This window comes from Streptomyces sp. NPDC016562 (assembly GCF_043076955.1).
In the GTDB taxonomy this organism is placed as follows: Bacteria; Actinomycetota; Actinomycetes; order Streptomycetales; family Streptomycetaceae; genus Streptomyces.
In genome coordinates this window covers 1,296,477-1,318,189 of sequence record NZ_JBIBRZ010000001.1, presented here as the reverse complement: position 1 = coordinate 1,318,189, position 21,713 = coordinate 1,296,477, and the positions used below count along the sequence as shown (strand labels likewise).

The following is a 21,713-nucleotide window of genomic DNA, read 5'->3' as shown; positions in this document are numbered from 1 at the left end:
ACCGGCCGGCCTGCGGGGCCCGGCCGGCGGTCGAACCGCGTCGAACCGCGTCGAACCGCGTCGAACCGCGTCGAACCGCATCGTCGAGGTGGCGGGCGGCTGAATTCTTTGCCGTCCGCCCCGGCGATCAGCTGCGTATGCCCCATATGGGCGGACTTTATGACTCTGTTACAGAGTAAGATGCTGTGAGCAGCTGATCATCGATAAAGCATAAAACGCTGGAGATACCGCCACCCATGCCCCCGCGCCTGAGCATCGTCGTCCCCGTCTACAACGTCGAGCTCTACCTCGACGAGTGCCTGGAATCCATCGCCGCTCAGACCTTCGAGGACTTCGAGGTCATCCTCGTGGACGACGGGTCCACGGACAACAGCGCCGTCCTCGCCAAGGCCTTCGCCGCCCGGGACAAGCGGTTCCGCGTCGTCATGCAGGAGAACGCCGGTCTCGGCGCTGCCCGCAACGTGGGCGCGCGTCACGCCGACAAGGACAGCGAGTACCTGGCCTTCGTCGACAGTGACGACACCATGCCCGACTACGCCTACCAGCGGCTCATCGAAGCGCTCGACGAGACGGGCTCCGACTTCGCCGGCGGCAACGTGAAGCGTTTCCGCTCCGTCGGCATGCAGCAGTCGTGGGGTCACCGGGCGGCCTTCGCCAAGACCCAGCTGAAGACCCACATCTCCAAGTTCCCCGCGCTGGTCACCGACCGCACCGCCTGGAACAAGGTCTACCGGCGCACCTTCTGGGACGAGCACGGCTTCCAGTACCCGGAGGGCATCCTCTACGAGGACGCCCCGGTCAGCATCCCCGCGCACTACTTCGCCTCCAGCGTCGACATCCTCAGCGACTGCGTCTACCACTGGCGCGTCCGCGAGACCGGCGAGCGCTCCATCACCCAGCGCTCCACCGACCCGGTCTCCCTCATCGACCGCGTCACCTCCGTGCGCCTGGTGCGCGAGTCCCTCAAGGCCAAGCAGGGCGCCAAGTACGCCCGCTACCTGCGCGACTACGACTACAACGTGCTGAGCGAGGAACTCCCGCTCATCTACAAGTACGTCGGTGAGGGCGGCCCCGACTTCCGCGCCGCGTTCGTCAAGGAGGTCGGCGGCCTCATCCGGGAGATCGGCACCGGCCCCTGGCCCGACCTGACCGTCGCCGACCGCCTCAAGGCGTACCTGGCCGGCGAAGGCCGCGTCGAGGACTTCATCGCGCTCCAGAACCACCAGCGCGACTACCACTACAGCGTGCCGGTCAAGGGCCTCGCCCGCCCGCAGGCGGACTACCCCTTCCTGCACGGCCGCCCGCCGGTCCCCGCCAAGATCCTCACCCTCGGCCCGCGCGAGCGCCGGGTCGTCAGCCGCCTGGAGCAGGCGGCCTGGGCCGACGGCAAGCTGCTGCTGCGCGGCTACGCCCTGCCCGGACACCTCGGTGCGGAGAGCCGCCTCGGCTCGCGCAAGATGCTGGTCTTCCGCGAGGGCGGCAAGCGCCGCCGCTCCGTGGTCAGCGCACGCACCGTCGCCTCTCCCATGGCCACCGTGAAGTCCCCGCACCTCGCCCTGCGGCACGCCGACTGGGCCGGTTTCACCGCCGTCGTCGACCCCTCGATCTTCCAGTCGGGCGGCAAGTGGCACGAGGGCATATGGACCACGTCCATCGCCGTCACCGGAGCCGGCGGCCTGCACCGCGCCCGCCTCAGGGGCGGCGAGCACGACACCGGCCAGAACCCGCCGCCCCACTGGGTGGCCCCCGACGTCCGGATCATCCCGGCCGTGGCCGGCGCCCTCACCATCCAGGTGGAGATCGCCCGCGCCCGCGCGCTGGACGCCCGCCCCGCCGGTGACGACGCCGTCGAGATCACCGGCGAACTCTCCGCCGAGGTCGGCGCCGCCACCGCGCTGCGCGCCGTGCACGTCACCACCGGCACCACCCTCAGCTTCCCGCTGGAGACCGGGGCGACCGCCGCCGGCCGGATCCCCTTCACCGTCCGCGTACCGCTGGCCGAGCTGGCCGCCGTACCGGACGCCCCGTGCGAGCCCGGCGAGTGGACCCCCGAGCCGTGGAGCCTGTCCGTGATCGGCGCCGACGGCACCGAGCACCGCCTGGCCCACGACGAGCGCGGCGGCTTCGAAGGCCTGGTCCTGCGCCTGCCCGGGGACGACGCCGACCGCGCCCTGTTCGCCAAGCGCGGCACCACCGGACACCTCACCCTCTCCGTGCAGCCCTCGCCGCCGCTGATCGACGAGGTCTCCGCGCAGGACGGCACCCTGAGCCTGCGGGGCCGCTTCGTCGCGCCGACCGACGAGCCGTACGAGCTGGTCCTGCACAACGCGCACGGCGCGGAGTTCTGCTACCCCGTCACCCGCGACGGCGACCGCTTCGAGTCCACCTTCGCGCCCGTGCTGCCCGAGGCGTACGCCGGCCGCACCCCGCTTCCCGAGGGCCGCTGGTGGCCCACGCTGCGCCCGGTCGCCCAGGGCGGGACCACCGCGGGCCTGCTCGGCGTCGACCGCGGCGCCCCCGTGCAGATGAGCCCCGGCCTGCTCTTCGCGGGACCGCACGCCTTCACCACGCTGGGCCGCCGGATGCGGGTCGAGACCCGCTTCCACGACCGCATGGTGCTGGTCGCCGACCCGATGATCAGCCCGCACGACCGCTCCCACTACGCCCAGCGCGTCGCCCGCTTCGAGACGTACCCTGCGCAGCGCGCCCTGCCGGTCAAGGACATGGTCGTCTACGACACCTTCCAGGGACACGGCGCCGGCGACTCGCCCCGCGCCATCCACGAGGAGCTGGTGCGCCGCGGCGAGAAGCTGGAGCACATCTGGCTGGTCCGCGACGGACGCACCGAGGTCCCGTCGACGGCGCGCGCCGTGCAGTACGGCAGCGTGGAGTCCTGGGAGGTGCTGGCCCGCGCCCGCTACTACGTCACCAACGACAACGTGCCCCAGCGCTTCGAGCGCCGCACCGGCCAGGTCGTCGTCCAGACGTGGCACGGCACGCCGATCAAGCAGATCGGCCACGACTTCGTGCACGACTACTACACGAGCCCGGAGATCCTGGAGGGGCTGGCGCACGACAGCGCCCAGTGGTCCCTGCTGGCCTCCCCGAGCTCCTACGCCACGCCGCTCCTCAAGCGCGCCCTCGGCTACGACGGCGAGGTCATCGAGGCCGGCAGCCCGCGTACGGACGCGCTCGTACGGCCCGACGCGCAGCGGATCGCGGAGGTCCGGCGGCGGCTCGGCCTGCCCGAGGGCAAGAAGGTCGTCCTCTACATGCCCACGTGGCGCGAGAACTGCGAGGGCTGGTCGGGCGGCTACAAGCTCGACCTGCGGATCGACCTGGACCGGGCCCGCCGCGAGCTGGGCGAGGACCACGTCCTGCTGATCCGCGGCCACCACCACGTGACCGAGCAGGTCCGCGACGGCGTCCGCGACGGCTTCGTCGTCGACGTGTCGCGCTGGCCCGACGCCGCCGACCTGCTGCTCGTCGCCGACGTGCTGATCTCGGACTACTCCTCCGCGATCTTCGACTTCGCGCTGACCGACCGGCCGATCCTGCTCTTCACGTACGACCTGGAGCACTACCGCGGCACGCTGCGCGGCTTCAACTTCGACCTGGAGGAGAAGGCGCCCGGGCCGCTGATCGCGGACTCGGCCGCCCTGATCGAGGCCGTGCGCGACGCGGACGAGGTCGGTGCGCGGTATGCCGAGGCGCGGGCGGCGTTCCGTGCCGAGTTCTGCGACCTGGACGACGGCGGCGCCACCGTGCGCGTCGTCGACCGCATGCTGGCCATGGGCGCCGAGCCCGCGAAGTAGGCCGTACGAGCGAATCGCGGGCGGAACACGAACCGGCCCCGGGCCCACCGATGAATTTCGGGCCCGGGGCCGGTCTGTATGTGAGGAACGGCGACCGCCGTCCCCACAGCAGCCCGGAGGCAGAGATGAGCGGCAACGGATTCACGACGTGTCTGTGGTTCGACGGCAATGCGGAGGAGGCCGCCGACTACTACCTGTCCGTGTTCAAGGACGGCAAGCTCGGCCGGATCGGCCGCTACACGGACGCCGGCCCCGGGCCGGCGGGCTCGGTGATGGTCGTCGAGTTCGAGATCAACGGGCAGAAGTTCGTCGGCCTCAACGGCGGACCGATGTTCCGCTTCACCGAGGCGATCTCCTTCCAGGTCCACTGCGCGGACGAGTCCGAGGCGGACTACTACTACGACGCGCTGACCAAGGACGGGGGCGAGGAGTCGGCCTGCGGCTGGGTCAAGGACAAGTTCGGGGTGTCCTGGCAGGTCATCCCTCCCGGCGCCATCGACCTGCTCAGCGACCCGGACCCGGGGCGGGCCGCACGGGCCACCGCCGCCATGATGAAGATGCAGAAGCTGGACGTGGCGGCAATGCGCCGGGCGGCCGACGCGGCCTGACCGCTCGCCCCCCAGCCCTCAGGCAGGCCCCTCGGCCGCGATCCTGGCCAGGAGCGCCGGAAGGGCCGTCCCGATCGGCTCGCGGACGACCTCGTCCGCGAGCGGGTCGTACGGGGTCTCCTGATCGTTCACGATGATCAGCCTGGCCCCGGCCTCCGCCGCCATCCCGGCCAGGGAGGCGGCGGGCTGGACCTGCAAGGTCGAGCCCACGGCGATGAAGACCTGGCAGGCCTTGGCCACGGCCATCGCCTGTCCCAGGACCTCGGGGTCGAGCCGCTGGCCGAACATGACGGTCGCCGACTTGAGGATCCCGCCGCACTCCAGGCAGGCGGGATCCGGCTCCCCGGCGGCGACCCGGGCCAGCGCCTCGTCCATGCCCGACCGGGCGTGACAGGCCGTGCACACCACGGACCGGGCGGTGCCGTGCAGCTCGAACACCTTGCGGGCGGGCATCCCGGCGAGCTGGTGCAGCCCGTCCACGTTCTGGGTGATGACCCGGACCGGGGTGCCCCCGCGCTCCAGCTCGGCCACGGCCAGGTGCGCGGCGTTCGGACGCGGGTCCAGCGCGCGGAGCTCGGCCCGCATCAGCCAGGACCGGCGCCGGATCTCCGGATCGGCCATGTAGTACGCGTACGTCACGAGCTTCTCGGCGTCGGGGTCCCGGCGCCACAGGCCCTGCGGCCCCCGGTAGTCCGGAATGCCGGAGTCGGTGGACATCCCGGCCCCGGTGAAGACGGCGACAAGCGGCTTTCCCATGCATCGACCCTACGTACGGGCGGCGCGCGCCCGCGACCGTATTTCAGCGCCCCCGCCGCGAGGGGCGCGGGAGGGCCGTTCCGGTGGTGAATCGCGCCCCCCACAGGAGTGAGATCCGGGCCGGGCCCTCCCGAGGAACCGGCCGGGCGGGTACAAGTCCGGCATGATGCTCAAGCTGCACACCCTCGGCGCCCTCCTGCTGACCGTGCTCGCGCTGCCGGTCATGTCGCCCGCCCCCGCCCTCGCGGCGGGCGGCCACAGCGCCGACCAGATCAGCCGTTTCCTCACCCACTTCTACGGTGACCACGGCCCCTCCCCGCACGCCCGCGAGCACTTCGTCTCCGAGGTCCTCAAGGACAGACAGCGGGAGAACGCGCACACCGACGTCCTGCTCTGCGCCCAGAACGAACCGCAGCGCATCGCCGTCGGCCCGGTCACGGTCGCGCAGACCGCCGCGGTCGGCTGGGCGACCGTGACCACGCACTGGGCCTCCGGCGAGACCGACACCTTCACCGCGTACGTACGCCTCGACAGGCATCCCATCCGGCTGGACGACGTGATCTGCGCGGGCTGAGCGTCCCGCGCACCCTCGCCCATCTCACGTCTCCCGCCCCGAGGGTGACGGCCCGTCAGGCTCGTTCCCGGCCCTCTCCGGATCCCGGTCGTCTGATACAACACCGGTCATGGCAACCTTCGAGATCACCGGTGCGAGCGCAGCCGACCTGGGACTGATCCGCTCCTGGGCCGAGGAGGAGGGCTGGAACCCGGGCGACTCGGACCGCTTCGCGTTCGTGGTCGCCGACCCGGAGGGCTTCCTCGTCGGCCGGCGGGACGGCGAACCGGTGGCGTGCGTCTCCGCCGTGCGCTACGGCGCCGGTTTCGGGTTCATCGGCTTCTACATCGCCCGCCCGGACGTGCGCGGTCAGGGGTACGGCATCCAGCTCTGGCACGCCGCCATGGAGCGGCTCGACGGGCGCCTCGTCGGCCTGGACGGGGTCGTCGCGCAGCAGGACAACTACCGCAAGTCCGGTTTCCTTCCGGCGTGGAACAACATCCGCTACGAGGGCGCCCCCCAGGGCGAGGACGACGGTGGGGCCGAGATCGTCGACGCGGCCTTCCTGCCCTTCGGCGTCCTCGCCGCCTACGACCGCCGGTTCTTCCCCGAGCCGCGGGACGCCTTCCTGTCCGCCTGGACCGGGCTGCCGGGCTGCCGGGCCGCACGGCGCTGGCCGCCGTCCGCGACGGCCGGATCGAGGGCCTCGGCGTGGTCCGCCCGTCCAGCGGCGCCCACCGGATCGGCCCGCTGTACGCGGCCACCCCGCGAGTGGCGGCCGCCCTGCTGCGCCGTCTCGCCCAGCACGCGCCCGGCGGCCTGGTGGCCCTGGACGTACCGGACGCGAACCCGCGGGCCACGGCGCTGTGCGAGGGGCTGGGTCTGGTCCCGACCTTCGAGACCGCCCGGATGTACACCGGTCCGGCCCCCCGCATCGCGCTCCCCGAGCTCTTCGGGGTGACCAGTCTCGAACTCGGCTGAGGCGCGGGCCGGAAGGCGCCGTCAGAAGTCGAACAGCACGCCCGTGCTGTTCCACAGGCCGCACGGGTTGGCGAAGGTGTACGTGTAGCTGAGCCGTCGGCCCTGCCACACTCCGTCGGCCGTCACCGTCATCGGGTTCCACTCCCTGGTGCACACGGCGTCGGAGGCCGGCTCGGCGAGTTCGTCCAACTCGGAGCCGCTGGCGCGTAATTCGGCGCAGGCCGCGGCCGGGTTCGGGTGCGTTCCGCCGGGCTTGGGCGCGCAGACGAGCGTCACCGCGCGCAGCACCCTGCCGGTGGCCGCGTCGGGCCCGGCCGTCACGCCGAGCACGAGCGAGGACGGCGTGTACAGGCTCGCCGTACCGGCCGGGGCGGCGCCGGCCGTGCCGGGCCAGGTCAGCGCGGTGAGCGCGGTGAGCGCCATGGCGGCGGTACCGAGCCCGAGACCCCTGGTGATGGACCGCATTGCGAACACTCCCTTGGGTTGGCGTTTCGGATAGCGGACAGAGTCTTGCCCAAGCGGAGCGCGAACGCCCGTTCGCACCGCGATTTCTCGTCACGGATCGTGTACGAATGAGTGCAGACAGCAGCGAGGGGCCTGGGTCTGACCTGTGCGGGAGCGGGCAGCCGAATCGGCCGAACACCGACCGGGAGACCTCCCCGAAACCTGCGGGACGGCTGCCGTGCCGCCGTCGCCGGAGCATGCCTGCGGGGCCCGCCCCCCTGGCCGGGGGAGCGGGCCCACAGCTCGTACGGCCGGGACTAACCCGCCGCGCTCAGGCGGGGGGCGTACAGCTCCAGCAGCCGGGTGCGGGTCTGCTGGAGCCGCAGGGCGAGCACGCGCCCGACCCAGTGCCCGATCGCGGACCCGAAGGCGGGATCGGCGTCCATGAGCATCCGTACGGCCCCGGCGTCGAACTCGTAGGCGCGCACCGGCGTCATCGCCTCCGCGCTGAGCTGCCACACGTACGGCGGGAACAGCCAGGACCAGCCCACCAGCTCACCGGGGCCCAGGTTCTCCACGGTCGCGGGCCTGCGGCCCGCCACGGGGACCTCCAGGGTCACCGTGCCGGAGCGCACGATCCAGAAGGACACCGCCCGCGTGCCCTCTTCGAAGATCCGCGCGTTCTCGGGGAAATTCACCTCGCGGGCCTGCGCCATCAGCCGTCCACGGTGCTCCGCGGACAGGACGGCGGCGATCCGGATGGGGGAAGGTGTGCTCACGACGGCCTCCGATCATGACCCCCCGCGACGCTCCTGCTCTCCCCAGTGTCGCTGACGCCCGCCGGATCCCGTCCGGGCCGGGCCGTGATTCTTCCGCGGCCCTCACCCGGGTGGGTCCGGCGGCAGCCGGACCCGGTCTACTCCTCGGCGTCCGCCTCCAGGCAGGCCAGCTCCATCGCGTCCAGCACCGCCTCGTGGCTGCGCCCGCTCAGCTCGGCGACGTTCTCGATCTGGGCCGTCGCCCACGAGGCGAGGGTCATCACCAGCACCCGCAGCCCGTCCGTGCCGTGCTCCGCGAGGATCGCGTCGGCGACGAGCATGGCCTCCTCGGGGACCTGCTCGGGCGGTTCGAGGCCCGTGAGGCCGCGCAGCATGGTGAGCGTGCGGCGGGAGATCTCCGGGGTCATCCCCGCCAGCCGCACGTCTTCCTCTTCGTTCATCCGCCCCGCCCTCCGGTGCCGTGCCCCTCGTGCCCCTCACCTCAGGGCACGGTAGAGGGGCGCGGCCCCGCGCGGGGCCGTTTCGCCAGGGTGCCCCGCGGGAGGGGGGAAAACCGGAGGGTGAAAACCGGGGGAGGCGGGACCGAGCGCGCCGCCGTGCCCGTGCCCCACGCGGCGCCACAGGGTCCGCGCGGGCCCGGCTCGATTTGGCATCCGATGCGTCAAGTGGCATGAAACGATCGGTGATCCGTCCTAGGGTGCGCCCGTACGCATGGCCGCGGACGGCTGTTCGGCGGTTTCCGGCCATGACTCGGCCGGCCGCGCGCGCGGCCGCACCGCACATCGAACTGGGGGGTCCATGCGTAGAACCAGAGGGCCGGCGATCGCTCTCGCCCTGTCCCTGGCCGGAACCGGCGCCATGATCGGCCTCGGTCCCGTCCCGGACGCGGCGGCCGTCACGCCACCCGTCGCCTTCACCGCGGATCCGCTGCCCACCTGGCAGCCCAACGGCGTCGTCTGGGCCCTGGCCGAAGCGGGCGGCCAGATCTTCGCCGGCGGCACCTTCTCCGCCGTGCGCCCGCCCGAGGGCGGCGCCGGCGGCGAGCAGCCGGCCGTGAACTTCGTGGCGCTGGACGCCGCGACCGGCGCCCCGACCTCCTGCAAGCTCTCCTTCACCGTCGGCTCCGGCACCGCCACCGTCCGCGCGCTCGCCCTGTCCCCGGACAAGACGACCCTGTACGCCGGCGGCTACTTCGGCGCCGTCAACGGCACCGCCGTCTCCAGCCTGGCCGCCGTCGACGTGGCGAGCTGCACGGTCAAGACGGCCTTCCGCCCGGCCTTCGCCGCCACCGTCCGCGCCCTGGCCGTCACCGGCGACACCGTCTACGCGGGCGGCGACTTCCTCAGCGTCGCCGGCCAGCCGCGCGAACGCTTCGCCGCCGTCGACGCGACCGACGGCGCGCTCAGGCCCTTCACCGCCAACGCCGACGAGCCCGGGCGCGCCGTCGAGGTCACCCCCGACGGCACCAGCGTGATCCTCGGCGGCGACTTCTTCACCGTCAACGGTACGAACACGCACGCGCTGGCCGTCGTGAACGCGACGAGCGGTGCGCTCACCAAGACCTACCCCGGCTTCATCGAGGCCAACTCCGTCGTCAAGGACGTCGCGACCGACGCCACCGGCTTCTACACCGCCAACGAGGGGACGGGCGGCGGTGTCTTCGACGGCCGGATCGCCCTCGACCTCGACGACTTCGGGCAGCGCTGGCGCGACACCTGCCTCGGCGCCACCCAGGCCGTACTGCCGTACCAGAGCGTGCTCTACAGCGCCTCGCACGCCCACGACTGCTCCAGCGTCGGCGAGTTCCCCGACGGCCAGCGCCACCACCTGCTCGCCCAGCCGACCACCGGCACCGGCAAGCTCGGCTGGACGCCCGACACCAACGACGGCATCGGCGAGGGCATCGGCCCGCGCGTGATGACCGTAGGCTCCAGGGCCGGCGTCCAATACCTCTGGGTCGGCGGCGAGTTCACCACCGTCAACGGCGGAGCCCAGCAGAGCCTGACGCGGTTCGCCTCCACCGGGGACACCGGCGCGCCCACCGTTCCCGTGGCGAGCGCGGTCAGCTTCAAGCCCGGCGAGGTCCAAGTGCGCTGGCGCACCAGCCTCGACCTGGACGACAGCACGCTGACCTACCGGATCTACCGGAACGGCGCGGCCACCCCCCTCGCCACCGTCAGCGCCGACTCGCTGTTCTTCAAGCGCCCGCAGGCCTCGTGGACCGACACCACGGTCACGGCGGGCCAGACCTACACCTACCGGGTCACGGCCACCGACGCGGCCGGCAACACCAGCGCCCTGTCCGCGACGGCGAGCGTCACCGTCCCGACGAAGGTCGACGCCTACCCGAACCAGGTGCGCGCCGACGGAGCCCAGCAGTACTGGCGCTACGACGAGTCGGCCCTGCCCTTCGTCGCCGACTCCTCGGCCGGCGGCAACCAGAGCGGCGTGCACCTCAACGCCCCCGCCCTGCGCCAGAGCCCCGGCGCGGTCTCCGGCGCGAGCACGGCCATCGGCTTCAACGGCACGGACACCCAGGTCTACGGCGACACGCGCCAGACGGTGGGCAGCACCTACAGCATCGAGACCTGGTTCAGGACCGACACCACCCGCGGCGGCAAGCTCTTCGGCTTCGGAAGCAACCAGGCGCGCGGCAGCAACCAGTACGACAAGCACGTCTACATGACCAACGACGGCCGACTGGTCTACGGCGTCTACACCGGGGCCACGCGCACCATCACCACCAGCGGCGCCTACAACGACAACCAGTGGCACCACGTCGTCGCCACGCAGGGACCCGGCGGGATGACCCTCTACGTGGACGGCGTCCAGAAGGGCACCCTGAACGTCACCACGCACGAGAACTTCTCCGGCTACTGGCACGCCGGCGGCGACAGCCTCGGCGGCTGGCCCGACCGCCCCACGAGCGAGTACTGGGCGGGCCGGCTCGACGAGAGCGCCGTGTACCCGACCGTCCTGAGCGCGGCGCAGGTACAGCACCACTACGCGCTCGCCACCGCCCCGGCCGACTCGGTGGTCCAGGTGACCGCGGCCGAGGACACCTACGCCAACGCGGGCGCCCCCGCCACCAATTACGGCACCTCGGGCTCCCTCGCGGTGCGCGGCACCTCGTTCTACGCGAGCTACCTGCGCTTCGACCTGCCCGCCGCGCCCGCTGGCACGGTGCTGAAATCGGCCGTGCTCGGCGTCAAGACGAGCACGATGAGCGGCGCCGGTACGACGGACACCGTCTCCGTCATCCCGGTCACCGGACCGTGGAGCGAGGGCGGGACGACCTACAACAACCGCCCCGCGCTGGGAGGTCCGGCGCTCGGCGCCTTCGCGGGGATCCCGGACGGATCGGCCGTGCACACCACCGGGCTGACCACCGCGACCGTCGCGGCGGCCCTCGGCGGCAGCTACAGCCTGGCGCTGACCAGCACCGGTACCGACGCCCTGTGGCTCTGGTCCTCCGAGGCGCAGGCCAACGAGGGGACTCCGCAGCTGACGCTGACCTTCGGGGCGCCGTGACCTGACGGGCGACCCTCCCTCACGAGGGCGCGGCCCGAGTACGGGGGCGCGGGCCGACCGGTCCGCGCCCCTCGTGCGTGATCCCTCAGGCCTGGCCCGCGCCCAGTGCGTAGGTGAAGGTGTACGCGACCTCCGTGTCCCCGTGCCGGCAGGTGAACCCGCCGGAGCCCGTCAGCCCGGCCAGCTCACCGGTGCCGGAGCCCGGGACCACCTCGAAGCGGCAGCGGGTGCCGTCCGCGTCGAAGCTGCCCCGCTCCTCCAGGACGAAGGTGCCCTCGCGGCCGTCGAGGCTGCCGGACAGCAGCTCCAGGCCGGTGTAGGTGCCGGCGCTCTGCTCGGTGTAGGCCAGCGTGTAGCCGCAGGAGGTCGCGGCCGCCACGATCCCTCCGGTGAAGCGGTTGGTGACGGAGGCGTGGGCGAGCCGAGGGGTCACGTCCGCCGGGCCGACGGGCTGCTCCTGCCAGTCGGTGAAGGTGAAGGAGCCGCCGGTCTCCGCGGGAGTGGGGGTGGGCGCGGGCGTCGACGTGGACGCGGGCGTGTTCAGGGCGGTCGGGGTCTGCGTCGGCGTGGGCATGCGTAGTCCTTTCGGCGGTCCGCCGGGACGGGCTGTTCCACCCGGCGTGCCCTCAGGCTGTCAGCCATACCTGACACCTTCTGTCAGGTACGCGGGCACAATGGACGCCATGCGCGCCGACCGTCTCCTCTCCCTGCTCCTCCTGCTGCAGAACCGGGGCCGGATGACCGCCCCCGAGCTCGCCGCCGAGCTGGAGGTCTCCGTCCGCACGGTCTACCGGGACCTCGACGCCCTCGGCGCCAGCGGAGTCCCCGTCCTCGCCGACCGGGGCCCGACGGGCGGCTACCGGCTGGCCGACGGCTACCGCACCCGCCTCACCGGTCTCACCGACGCCCAGGCCGGCTCCCTCTTCCTGGCCGGCGCCCCCGGACCCGCGCAGGAGCTCGGCCTGGGCGCGGACCTGGCCGCCGCCCAGCTGAAGCTCCAGGCCGCGCTCCCCGCCGCACTCGCCGGACGGGCCCGGCAGATCCAGGACCGCTTCCACCTCGACGCGCCCGCCTGGTTCCGGGACGCCGACCCCGTCCCGCACCTCGCGCGCATCGCCCAGGCCGTCTGGGACCAGCGCGTCCTGCACACCCACTACCGCCGCTGGCGCGGCGAGGTGCGGCGGGAACTGCATCCGCTCGGCCTCGTCCTCAAGGGCGGCATCTGGTACCTCGTGGCCGGAGCCGAGGACTCCGTACGCACCTACCGCGTCTCCCGCTTCCTGGCCGTGGACACCGCTGAGCAGGGCTTCGAGCGGCCCGCCGGATTCCAACTCGCTTCGTACTGGCAGGAGTCCACCGCCCGCCTGGACGCCGCCCTCCTCCAGCACACCGCCGAGCTGCGCCTGTCACCGCGCGGACAGCGGCTGCTGCCGATGCAGTTCGGGGCGGCGGGCACACGCGCCCTCGCCGAAGCCGGCCCGCCCGAGGCGGACGGCTGGGTGCGGGTGCGGCTGCCCGTCGAGACCGAGGCCGTGGCGGTCGGCGACCTGCTCCGGCTGGGCGCGGAGGCCGAGGTGCTCGGACCGCCCGCACTGCGCCGGGCGCTCGCCGAGACGGTGACCGCGCTGGCCCGGCGGTACGGCTGAGGCGCGCGACGGCCACTAGGCCGTCTCTTTCGACCTAAGGGGGAGGGCTCCCCGCCCCGGCGGCTACCGCCGGTCCTCACCGCCCGGCGGTGGGGGTTCCACCTCCAGGAAGCGGCGCCGACGCGGCCCGCGGTACACCAGGCACACCCACCCCAGCCCCTCCAGCACGGCCGCGCAGGCCGCCAGCCGGTCCTGCTCCTCCCCGGCCGCGCCGCCGCCGGCGGGCCCGACCCACGTGACCTGCACGCGCCCGGGCTCGGGAGCGGCAGCCACCCGGTACCCCGTCCGCGTACGCCGCCCCTGCGCGTCCACAGCCGACGGCGTGAACCCCGCCGCCTCCAGTACGAGGGCCACCGCGCGCGGCAGCTGCCGCACTTCCCACGGCGCGGGAACCGCCGTGCCCGCCCGGCCGTTGACCAGGCGGCGGATCTGCAACAACCCCTCGTACGCCGTGCGCAGCTCCGCCTCCCGGTGCCCGGGCGACGCGGCCGGGCCGTCGCCGGTCGCCGCCTCGAAGCCCTGCCCGGGTTCCGTCACCACCCACCACCACCCCGTACCTCGTGTGCCCGTCTGAGTACCTTGCGCCCAACGGCCTGAGTATCCGCCCCGATTCCCCGCGGCGCCGCCGCTGGTCGAATGGGGCCATGACTTCCGACGCCTCCCGCAGCGCGACACCGCGCCCGCGCATGCAGCACGTGACCACCGCCGGCTCGGCCCTGGCCGTGGCCCTGGTCCCGCTCGTGGTCGGCGTCCTGCTCGCCAAGGCGCTGGCCGCCGACCCGATGACCCCGGTCAACGCCCTGATCGCGGGCGGCGGCCAGCGGGCCGCACTGCCCCGGGGCGAGTGGAAGCGGCGCGGCCACAGCACGGTGCGCCGCCTGCGCGCCGCCCGCCGCGACACGGCCCGGCGCTGCGCGGCGGTGTGCGGGCGCCGCGCTTAGCTCGACCCCCGGTTGCCGCGCCCTTGGGCGATTCCCCGCCGGTCCCTGCCTCAGTCGGCGGACAGGGGCTGCTGGAGTTCGGTGACCCACTGGTCCGGGTCCTCCGGGCAGGCCAGGGTCAGCTCCCGGGCGTAGCCGGCCGGGCGGTGACCGTGCGCGTCGATCCACCGCGCGAGGGCCTGCGATGTGGGCAGTACGCCGTCCATGGAGCCGCGGTGCACAACCGTCGCGGCCCGCTCCACCCCGGGCAGCGTGACGATCCGTACCCCGCCGCCGAGGTCCTCGGCGCGGACCGAGGCCGCCACCGGCAGCCCGGCGCGCACGAGCACCGCCGTACCGGGCTCCGCGCCGGGCGCGTCCTCGTAGGAGGCCATGCCGGGGCCGGTCGGGACCACCCCGGCCTCCTCGATGCGGCGGCACAGCTCGTCGTAGAGCGGCCCGATGACCGGGCCGACGTCCTGGGGCTCGTAACTTCCGGCCGTCCCGGTCAGCTCGGCGAGACGGACGGGCGGAAGGCTCTTCAGCACGATGTCGTCGGCAGGCATGGTTCCCTCGTTCTCGATGGTGCGGAGCCTCGCCTCGACCTGGACCAGCCGGGCCGCCGCGGCGGCCAGGGCGGTTTCCAGTTCCGCCTGGCGCAGCCGCAGCATGCCGCGCAACTCCTGCGCGCCGAGCCGCTCGTCGAGGATCGTGGCCACCTGGTCGAGGCTGAAGCCGAGTTCCTTGAGCGCGATGACGCGGTTGAGGCGGGCGAGCTGCCCGGCCTCGTAGAAGCGGTAGCCGGTGAACGGGTCGACACGGGCCGGCCGCAGGAGTCCGAGGGCGTCGTAGTGACGCAGCATGCGGACCGACACCCGGCCGTGTCTGGCGAAGTCTCCGATGGTGAACATGACGCTCTCCACTACAAGGTCTGACACAGGGGGAGGGTCAAGCTTCGCACCGGGCGACCGGAGAGAGGCTGCGGGGCAGTGGCAGGTCAGCGGCCGTACTGCCGCAGGCACAGGTCGACGATCGAGGGCGGGACGACGCCGTCCGCGGCCGCGCACAGGTCGTCCACGGGGGGCGCCGGGGCCGCCCGCCGGTGCGGCCGCCCGGAGGCGTGACCCGGTACGCGCGCACGCCGCGGCGGTGCCACCGGCTTGGCGCGGGCCCGCTCGCGGGACGGGCCGCGGTGGCGGTCGCCGTCCGGCTCCTGATCCTGGTCCGCCTCCGCAGCCGACTCGGGACCGGACCCGGCGGGCGCGGGCAGCTTGCCCAGAGGCAGCGCCGGGGGAGAGGGGACCTCGGGAGCGCCGACGGGCGGTACGGGACCCCGTACGGGCTCCGGAGCCTGATCCTGCGGGCCGACACGGACGCAGCCGGCGCTCGCGAGGAGCACGACGAGGGACAGGGGCACGGCCCGGCGTAACTGCATCCGACCACCTTGCCCTACGGGCCGGGCGGTCCGGTCCGCCCCTCACGCGTCCGGGTGACACCGGCCCGGGCCGAGGCGCGGACGGGGTGTGTGGGAAATTGGCACGGCAGTGCGGCTGCCGGGGGAGGCGCGACCTCCGGCCTCGAACTGCGTCCTGTTGTGCTGTCCCCGTGTCCCCCTGCCGACACCGCTCGTACGGAGTGCCGTTCCATGACCTCAGCCGCCGCGCCCGGCAACCCCACGCCGCCCCCCGAATCCGGGACGCCCACCGCATCCGGACCGCCCGCCGCATCCGCACCCGGCCGTGCAGGCGCGGCGTGGAAGGGCTGGGCGGCCGTCTGCGCCGTCGCGCTCGGGATCTTCTGCCTGATCACCTCCGAGCTGCTGCCCGTCGGTCTGCTCACCGCCGTGGGCGCCGAGCTCGGAGTGTCCGACGGGACCGCGGGGCTCATGGTCACCGTGCCCGGGCTGGTCGCCGGTGTCTGCGCGCCGCTCGTCACCGTCGGCGCCGGCCGCCTCGACCGCCGGCACGTCCTGTGCGTGCTGATCGCCCTGATGGCCGTCGCCAACCTCGGCGCCGCCCTCGCCCCGCACTTCGCCGTCCTGCTTGCGGCCCGCCTGCTCGTGGGGGTCGCCGTCGGCGGGTTCTGGGCCGTCGCCGGCGGGCTCGCCGTACGCCTCGTGCCCGAGCACCACGTCGGCCGGGCCACCGCTATGATCTTCGGCGGCGTCCCCACGGCCTCCGTGCTCGGCGTCCCCGCGGGGACCCTGCTCGGTGAACTCGGCAGCTGGCGCACCGCCTTCGCCGCGGTCGGCGCCCTCGGCCTCGTCGCGCTGACGGCCCTGCTCCTGCTGCTGCCCCCGCTGCCGCCGAACCGGCGCATCACCTTTCCCGAACTGCCCGCCCTGCTCCGCGCGAACGGCGCGGTCCGCGCGGGCGTGATCGTCACCTTCTTCGTGGTGACCGGTCAGTTCGCCGCCTACACCTTCGTCCGGCCGATCCTCCACGACGTCTCGGGCATCGACGCCCGGTACGTCAGCACGCTCCTGCTGGGCTACGGGGCCGCCGGCGTCGCCGGAAACTTCCTCGCCGGGGCGCGCGACGCCTACCGCACCCTGCTCGTGGTCAGCGCCACCCTCACCGTGATCCTCGCGCTCATCGCCGTCCTGCCGGGAGCGGTCGCCGGGACCACCCTGCTGCTCGCCTGGGGGCTCGCGTACGGCGGGGTGTCGGTGAGCCTCCAGAGCTGGATGATCAAGGCGGCTCCGGCCGCCTCCGAGGCCGCCTCCTCGCTGATGGTGGCCATGTTCAACCTCGCCATAGCGGCGGGCGCCCTGGGCGGCGGTCTGGCGGTCGACGGCATCTCCGTGGCCGCCGCCCCCCTCGGCGGCGCCGTCCTGATGCTCCTGGCGGCCTGCACCGTCCGGGCCGCCGTGGTCCGCCGCCGACCCGACGCCCTCGACAGACCGGACGTACGGGGATAGATCGGATGGCAGGCTTGACCTGGCCCGTTCCGGAGGGCAAGAGTGCGCCGATCAAGAATCACTGCTTGAGCACCACTCCGGAGATGCACCAGATGTTGATGTCCGTCCCCTCGTCGCGCGCCCGGCGACGCAGAGCCTGACCGGCCCGGTGGGAGCCGGCGCCACACCGGCGCGCCGGCTCCCGTCCCCGCCGGGAGACACCATGTCCCAGGACCCTGATGAGAGCGGGATCGTCCCCGACGACCGCCTGCTCGTACGCCCGTACTTCGCCCACCCGGGCCCCCCGTCTGTGGCGGCGGAGCCCGAGTGGCCGCAGAGCGGACCCTCCGCCTTTCCCGGCCCCGCGCCGGCCTGGAGGGCTGCCCCGGCCCCGTCTCCGGCCCCGGCCCGCGCCTCCGCGCGCGACGATGTGGACGCGGCAGGCGGCCGCGTCGGCCGTGGCCGTCGCGGCGGCAGCCGGCTGCCGCTGACCGTGCTCACCCTGCTCGGCCTCGCCGCGGTCGGCGCCCTGGTGCCCCTGCTGAGCGACCCCGAGCCTGAGCCCGACCGGCCCGAGCGGGCGACCGGGCTGTCCGTGCCCGCGCTCCCCGCCCGCAGCCCGGGCGCCGGCGAGGAGCCCACGCCCCGGAAGTCCGTACGGTCCGCCACGCCGTCGGCCTCGCCCACGGCCTCGGGCACGCCCACGACCCCGTCCCCCAAGCCGAGCACGCCGGCCGCCCGGCCGTCGGCCGCCTTCACGACCCTGCGGATGGGGGACCGCGGCCCCGAGGTGCGCGCCCTCCAGGAGATGCTCTACGGGCAGGGGTTCACGTACGTCTCCGTCACCGGCGTCTACGACAGCCAGACCAAGCGCGGTGTCAGCCAGCTCCAGCGCGACCGGTCCATCAAGGGCGACCCCCCTGGCGTCTACGGCCCGGCCACGCAGGCGGCCCTGCAATAGACGGACAGGTGGGAGGAGGCGATCACCGGCCGCCGGAGACCCGCAGCACGGTGCCCGTCGTGTACGAGGCGTCCGGGGACAGCAGCCAGGCGATCGCGCCGGCGATCTCCTCCGGCCGGCCGGGCCGCCCCAGCGGGATCCCGGCCGCGGCCCGGGCCGGGCGGCCGGGGTCGCCCATCGACGCGTGCATGTCGGTCTCGATGATGCCGGGCGCCACGGCGTTGACCCGGATGCCGTCCGGGCCGAGCTCCTTGGAGAGCCCGACGGTCAGCGCGTCGGCGGCGGCCTTGGTCGCCGCGTAGTGCACGTAGTCCCCGGGGCTGCCGAGGGTCGCCGCCGCGGAGGAGACGTTGACGATCGCCCCGCCGCCCGCCCGCGCCATGTCCCGGGCGCCGCGGCGGCAGCACAGCAGGTACCCGAGGAGGTTCACCTCGACCACCCGTCGCAGATCCTCGGTCCGGGCGTCGGCGAGCCGGCCCAGCGGCCCCGTCACCCCGGCGTTGTTCACCAGCCCGGTCACCGTGCCGAGCTCGGCGCCGGCGATGTCGAAGAGCCGCTCGACGGCGGACTCCTCGGAGGTGTCCCCGCGTACGGTCACACACCTGGCCCCGGTCGCCCGTACGCGCTCGGCCACGGCCTCGGCGGCCGAGGCGTCGCGGGCGTAGTTGAGCGCCAGATCGTGGCCGTCGGCGGCCAGGCGCAGACACGTGGCCGCACCGATGCCCCTGCTGCCGCCGGTGACGACGGTGACCGGACGACGTGACATGGCGGCCTCCTGGGCGTGGTGCGGGTGCGTGAACTGCGCGGCGCGGCAGGCTAACACCGTGAAATCCGCTGGACCAGCGGAAATGGCAGGACGGAAGGTGGCAGCAGCCGTCATGCCCGCCCCATCCGAGGAGCCGTCACATGTCCACCCTCCGCGTCACCGTCGAAGAGCTGACCGTCCACGAGCATCCCAACGCCGACGCGTTGGAGCTCGCCCAAGTGGGCCTCTACCGCGCCGTGATCGCCAAGGGCGCCTACCGCACCGGTGACTTCGCGCTCTACATACCGGAACAGGCCGTCCTGCCGGCCGAGCTGATCGAGGAGCTGGGCCTGACCGGGAAGCTGGCGGGCGGCTCCGCCGACCGGGTCAAGGCGGTCCGGCTGCGCGGCGAGCTCTCGCAGGGGCTGGTGTGCACGCCGCGCGCCCTCGCCGACGTCGACCTGGTGCAGGCGGCCAAGGAGAGCAGGGACTTCGCCGAGTCGCTCGGCATCACCAAATGGGCCCCGCCCGTCCCCACGACCATGAACGGCGAGGTCGAAGCCGCCCCCGACCTGATGCCGTGGGTCGACATCGAGAACCTCCAGCGCTACCCGCACCTGTTCGAGCCCGGCGAGCCGGTCGTCCTCACCGAGAAACTGCACGGCACGGCCTGCCTGTTCACGTACGTGGTCCAGGGCGAGCGGCCCCTCGTCTCCTCCAAGGGCTTCGGTTCGAAGGGGCTGGCGCTCAAGGAGGACGAGCGCAACGTCTACTGGCGTGCCGTACGGGGCCACGGCCTGCCGGCCGTCGCGGCGGCCCTGGCCGCCCGGCTCGGGGCGAGCAGGGTCGGGATCTTCGGCGAGGTGTACGGCGCCGGCGTCCAGGACCTGACGTACGGGACGAACGTCCGCACCGCCGACACCCCGCCCGGATACGCCGTCTTCGACGTCTCCGCCGAGATCGACGGGCAGGTGCGCTGGCTGGACCCGGCCGCCGTGCTGCCGGACGGCGAACTGCCGCTGGTGCCACGGCTGTACGAGGGCCCCTACGCGCTCGACACGGTGCTGGAGCTGGCGAGCGGCCGCGAGAGCGTGTCGGGGCGGGGCCTGCACCTGCGCGAGGGAGTCGTCATCCGCCCCGCGTCGGAGCGCTACAGCCCGGTCGTGGGCGGCCGCGCCATCGCCAAGGCGGTCAGCCCCGCGTACCTGACCCGCAAGGGCGGCACGGAGTACGAGTGACCCTCCCGGCCCAGGACCACCACGGCCGCGCCACGCCAGCCCACGCCACGCCAGCCCACTCCACTCCACGCCACACCGCGACGCGCCCGGCCCGCTTCGGGGGGCGGGCGCGGCACGCGTGGTGGGATGGGTGGGGGCGGGGGTCCACCAGCACGCGGAGAGGTCGGGTACATGTCCCAGTCGGGCCGGAGCAGCCAGGAAACCATGCGGTCGATGGCGTACGACACGTACGGCGGGACGGAGGTGCTCTCCCCGATCCGGCTGCCGATCCCCAAGGTCGGCCCCGGGGAGGTCCTCGTCCGGGTGAAGTGCGCCGCCGTCAACCCCGTCGACTGGAAGATCATGGCGGGCGGGCTCGACTCCATGATGGACGTCGTCTTCCCGGTCGTGCCGGGCTGGGACGTGTCCGGGACGGTCGAGCGGTGCGGCCTCGACGTCCCCGAGTACGCCGAGGGCGACGAGGTCATGGCCTACGCCCGCAAGGACTACGTGCACGGCGGGACCTGCGCCGAGTTCGTCACCGTGCCCGTACGCGCCCTCGCGCACAAGCCCGCCTCCCTGAGCTGGGGCGAGGCCGCCGGGCTCCCGCTGGCCGGCCTCACCGCCTACCAGTTGCTGACCCGCCTGGAAACCGGCAAGGAGGACACCGTCCTCATCCACGGCGCCGCGGGCGGGGTCGGCTCCCTGGGCGTGCAGATCGCCCGCGCGCTGGGAGCCCGCGTCATCGGCACTGCCTCCGCGCGCAATCACGAGCGGGTGCGCGAACTGGGCGGCGAGCCGGTCGAGTACGGCGACGGACTCGCCGACCGCGTCCGCGCCCTCGTGCCGGACGGGCCCACCGTCGTCGCGGACTTCGTCGGCGGCGTCGGCGCCGTCACCCGGGAGGTGCTCCACGACGACGGACGGCACGCCTCGATCGCGGACCCCACCGTGCTCGGCTCGGGCGGCCAGTGGATGTGGGTCCGCCCGGTCGCCGCCGACCTGGCCGCCCTGGCCCGCCTCGCCGACAGCGGCACGCTGAAAGTCCCGGTCGCCCGCACCTTCCCCCTGGAGGAGCTCGCGTCAGCCTTCGAACTGAGCCAGGGCGGCCACACGGCAGGCAAAATCATCATCGAGCTCTAACCCCTGCGCCGGCCCTGCGCGGGGGCGCGCCTTGCGCGTGGCCGGGAGATGCATGGGGCCGGGCCGTGCGCGGGCTTGGGCATGGGAGGCCCCGGGCCATGAACCGGTCCCCGGCCTGGATGACTTGCGCCGGGCCGCTCCATGCGCCGGCCGCCGGGCCTTGCACGGGGCCGGGCTGTGCACCGGGTCGGGCCATGGACCGGCCCCCGGGCCCCCGGGCCCCCGGAGCCCCGGCCCCGGCCTTGCGCCGGCGCGAGGGGCCTACATCGGGCGACGGACCGTGCGGGGCCAGGCCTTGCGCCGGGCCGCTCCATACGTCGGCCCTCGGGCCTCGCACCGGCCCCCGGCTGCCCACCGGCCCCCGGCCGCCGGGCCTTGTACCGCTCCGAGGCCTTGCGTCGACCCCCCGGCCTTGCGCCGGAGTGGGGCCCCTACGTCGCGACTTGGTCTTGCGCCGCGGCCGCGCTCCGCACCGGGCCGGCCTTGCGCCGTACAAAGCCCGACGCGGAGCAAGGCCCGCACCCACGCAGGGCGCCGCGCCTGCAAGCTCCCGCCCCGCCCCGCGCCGGAGTGGGCCCGGCCCTCTGCCGGTTCGGGCTTCGCGCCGTCCCCGGCCTCGCGCCGGGGCCCGGCCTTGCCCGCCCCGGGGCCGCCCCGGGCCCCGCGCTCGCCCCCGTACCCCCGCCCCTTGGGCCTGGTCGACCCCTGGGACGCA

Annotated in this window: 19 protein-coding genes and 1 pseudogene; 11 read left to right on the top strand and 9 right to left on the bottom strand. The window is 73.8% G+C overall.

All coding sequences use genetic code 11. The features are described from left to right. Positions 1–236 precede the first annotated feature (236 nt). Both ACF059_RS06125 and ACF059_RS06120 read left to right on the top strand, forming a co-directional pair. A complete protein-coding gene (locus ACF059_RS06125; RefSeq protein ID WP_392052020.1) occupies positions 237–3,815 on the top strand; it encodes a CDP-glycerol glycerophosphotransferase family protein in 3,579 nt (1,192 codons plus the stop codon). Positions 3,816–3,940: 125 nt separating this feature from the next. Beyond that, the gene (locus tag ACF059_RS06120) at positions 3,941–4,423 is read left to right on the top strand and encodes a VOC family protein (protein ID WP_392052016.1); all 483 of its coding nucleotides are present in this window, start codon (positions 3,941–3,943) and stop codon (positions 4,421–4,423) included. Positions 4,424–4,441: 18 nt separating this feature from the next. Here ACF059_RS06120 and ACF059_RS06115 read toward each other — a convergent pair whose 3' ends face one another. Further along, positions 4,442–5,179 carry an NAD-dependent deacetylase gene (locus ACF059_RS06115; RefSeq protein ID WP_392052012.1) on the bottom strand — a complete coding sequence of 246 codons (738 nt, stop codon included), beginning with the start codon at positions 5,177–5,179 and terminating at the stop codon, positions 4,442–4,444. 163 nt (positions 5,180–5,342) lie between these two features. Between ACF059_RS06115 and ACF059_RS06110 the strand changes: the two genes are divergently transcribed. Beyond that, positions 5,343–5,753 (top strand): hypothetical protein, encoded by a 411-nt coding sequence (locus tag ACF059_RS06110; protein WP_392052009.1) that lies wholly within the window; start codon positions 5,343–5,345, stop codon positions 5,751–5,753. 109 nt (positions 5,754–5,862) lie between these two features. Next, positions 5,863–6,713, top strand: a pseudogene (locus ACF059_RS06105) (GNAT family N-acetyltransferase). 21 nt (positions 6,714–6,734) lie between these two features. Here the strand turns inward: ACF059_RS06105 and ACF059_RS06100 are convergent. The 3 genes from ACF059_RS06100 to ACF059_RS06090 form a co-directional block, all read right to left on the bottom strand. Continuing rightward, positions 6,735–7,178 (bottom strand): subtilase-type protease inhibitor, encoded by a 444-nt coding sequence (locus ACF059_RS06100; protein ID WP_366867806.1) that lies wholly within the window; start codon positions 7,176–7,178, stop codon positions 6,735–6,737. A 296-nt stretch (positions 7,179–7,474) separates the two neighbouring features. After that, positions 7,475–7,936, bottom strand: coding sequence for a Crp/Fnr family transcriptional regulator (locus ACF059_RS06095; protein WP_392052006.1), 462 nt, complete (start codon positions 7,934–7,936; stop codon positions 7,475–7,477). A 137-nt stretch (positions 7,937–8,073) separates the two neighbouring features. Then, the gene (locus ACF059_RS06090; RefSeq protein ID WP_366867808.1) at positions 8,074–8,376 is read right to left on the bottom strand and encodes a hypothetical protein; all 303 of its coding nucleotides are present in this window, start codon (positions 8,374–8,376) and stop codon (positions 8,074–8,076) included. Positions 8,377–8,734: 358 nt separating this feature from the next. On the opposite strand from ACF059_RS06090, the gene ACF059_RS06085 reads away from it, so the two are divergent. Continuing rightward, a complete protein-coding gene (locus ACF059_RS06085; protein WP_392052003.1) occupies positions 8,735–11,467 on the top strand; it encodes a DNRLRE domain-containing protein in 2,733 nt (910 codons plus the stop codon). A gap of 85 nt (positions 11,468–11,552) precedes the next feature. Here ACF059_RS06085 and ACF059_RS06080 read toward each other — a convergent pair whose 3' ends face one another. Next, complete coding sequence (locus ACF059_RS06080) at positions 11,553–12,041, bottom strand: DUF3224 domain-containing protein (protein ID WP_392052000.1); 489 nt, start codon at positions 12,039–12,041, stop codon at positions 11,553–11,555. 109 nt (positions 12,042–12,150) lie between these two features. Here ACF059_RS06080 and ACF059_RS06075 point away from each other — a divergent pair, with 109 nt between their 5' ends. Continuing rightward, positions 12,151–13,113: a helix-turn-helix transcriptional regulator gene (locus tag ACF059_RS06075; protein WP_392051997.1), complete on the top strand. Its 963-nt coding sequence runs from the start codon at positions 12,151–12,153 to the stop codon at positions 13,111–13,113. A 63-nt stretch (positions 13,114–13,176) separates the two neighbouring features. Here the strand turns inward: ACF059_RS06075 and ACF059_RS06070 are convergent, their stop codons facing one another. Further along, complete coding sequence (locus tag ACF059_RS06070) at positions 13,177–13,653, bottom strand: hypothetical protein (RefSeq protein ID WP_392051995.1); 477 nt, start codon at positions 13,651–13,653, stop codon at positions 13,177–13,179. A gap of 104 nt (positions 13,654–13,757) precedes the next feature. Here ACF059_RS06070 and ACF059_RS06065 point away from each other — a divergent pair, with 104 nt between their 5' ends. Beyond that, positions 13,758–14,054 carry a hypothetical protein gene (locus ACF059_RS06065; RefSeq protein WP_392051992.1) on the top strand — a complete coding sequence of 99 codons (297 nt, stop codon included), beginning with the start codon at positions 13,758–13,760 and terminating at the stop codon, positions 14,052–14,054. 50 nt (positions 14,055–14,104) lie between these two features. On the opposite strand, the gene ACF059_RS06060 is transcribed toward ACF059_RS06065, so the two are convergent. Continuing rightward, positions 14,105–14,944 (bottom strand): MerR family transcriptional regulator, encoded by an 840-nt coding sequence (locus ACF059_RS06060; protein ID WP_392053093.1) that lies wholly within the window; start codon positions 14,942–14,944, stop codon positions 14,105–14,107. An 86-nt stretch (positions 14,945–15,030) separates the two neighbouring features. After that, positions 15,031–15,468: a hypothetical protein gene (locus ACF059_RS06055; protein WP_392051989.1), complete on the bottom strand. Its 438-nt coding sequence runs from the start codon at positions 15,466–15,468 to the stop codon at positions 15,031–15,033. A gap of 210 nt (positions 15,469–15,678) precedes the next feature. On the opposite strand from ACF059_RS06055, the gene ACF059_RS06050 reads away from it, so the two are divergent. Next, complete coding sequence (locus ACF059_RS06050; RefSeq protein ID WP_392051986.1) at positions 15,679–16,953, top strand: MFS transporter; 1,275 nt, start codon at positions 15,679–15,681, stop codon at positions 16,951–16,953. Between the two features lie 202 nt (positions 16,954–17,155). After that, positions 17,156–17,893, top strand: coding sequence for a peptidoglycan-binding protein (locus ACF059_RS06045; protein WP_392051983.1), 738 nt, complete (start codon positions 17,156–17,158; stop codon positions 17,891–17,893). A gap of 22 nt (positions 17,894–17,915) precedes the next feature. Here ACF059_RS06045 and ACF059_RS06040 read toward each other — a convergent pair whose 3' ends face one another. Then, positions 17,916–18,659, bottom strand: coding sequence for an SDR family NAD(P)-dependent oxidoreductase (locus ACF059_RS06040; RefSeq protein WP_392051980.1), 744 nt, complete (start codon positions 18,657–18,659; stop codon positions 17,916–17,918). Between the two features lie 140 nt (positions 18,660–18,799). On the opposite strand from ACF059_RS06040, the gene ACF059_RS06035 reads away from it, so the two are divergent. Next, positions 18,800–19,876, top strand: a complete 1,077-nt coding sequence (locus ACF059_RS06035; protein ID WP_392051978.1) for an RNA ligase (ATP) — start codon at positions 18,800–18,802, stop codon at positions 19,874–19,876. A 204-nt stretch (positions 19,877–20,080) separates the two neighbouring features. Beyond that, positions 20,081–20,998 carry an NADP-dependent oxidoreductase gene (locus ACF059_RS06030; protein WP_392051975.1) on the top strand — a complete coding sequence of 306 codons (918 nt, stop codon included), beginning with the start codon at positions 20,081–20,083 and terminating at the stop codon, positions 20,996–20,998. Positions 20,999–21,713: the final 715 nt, after the last annotated feature.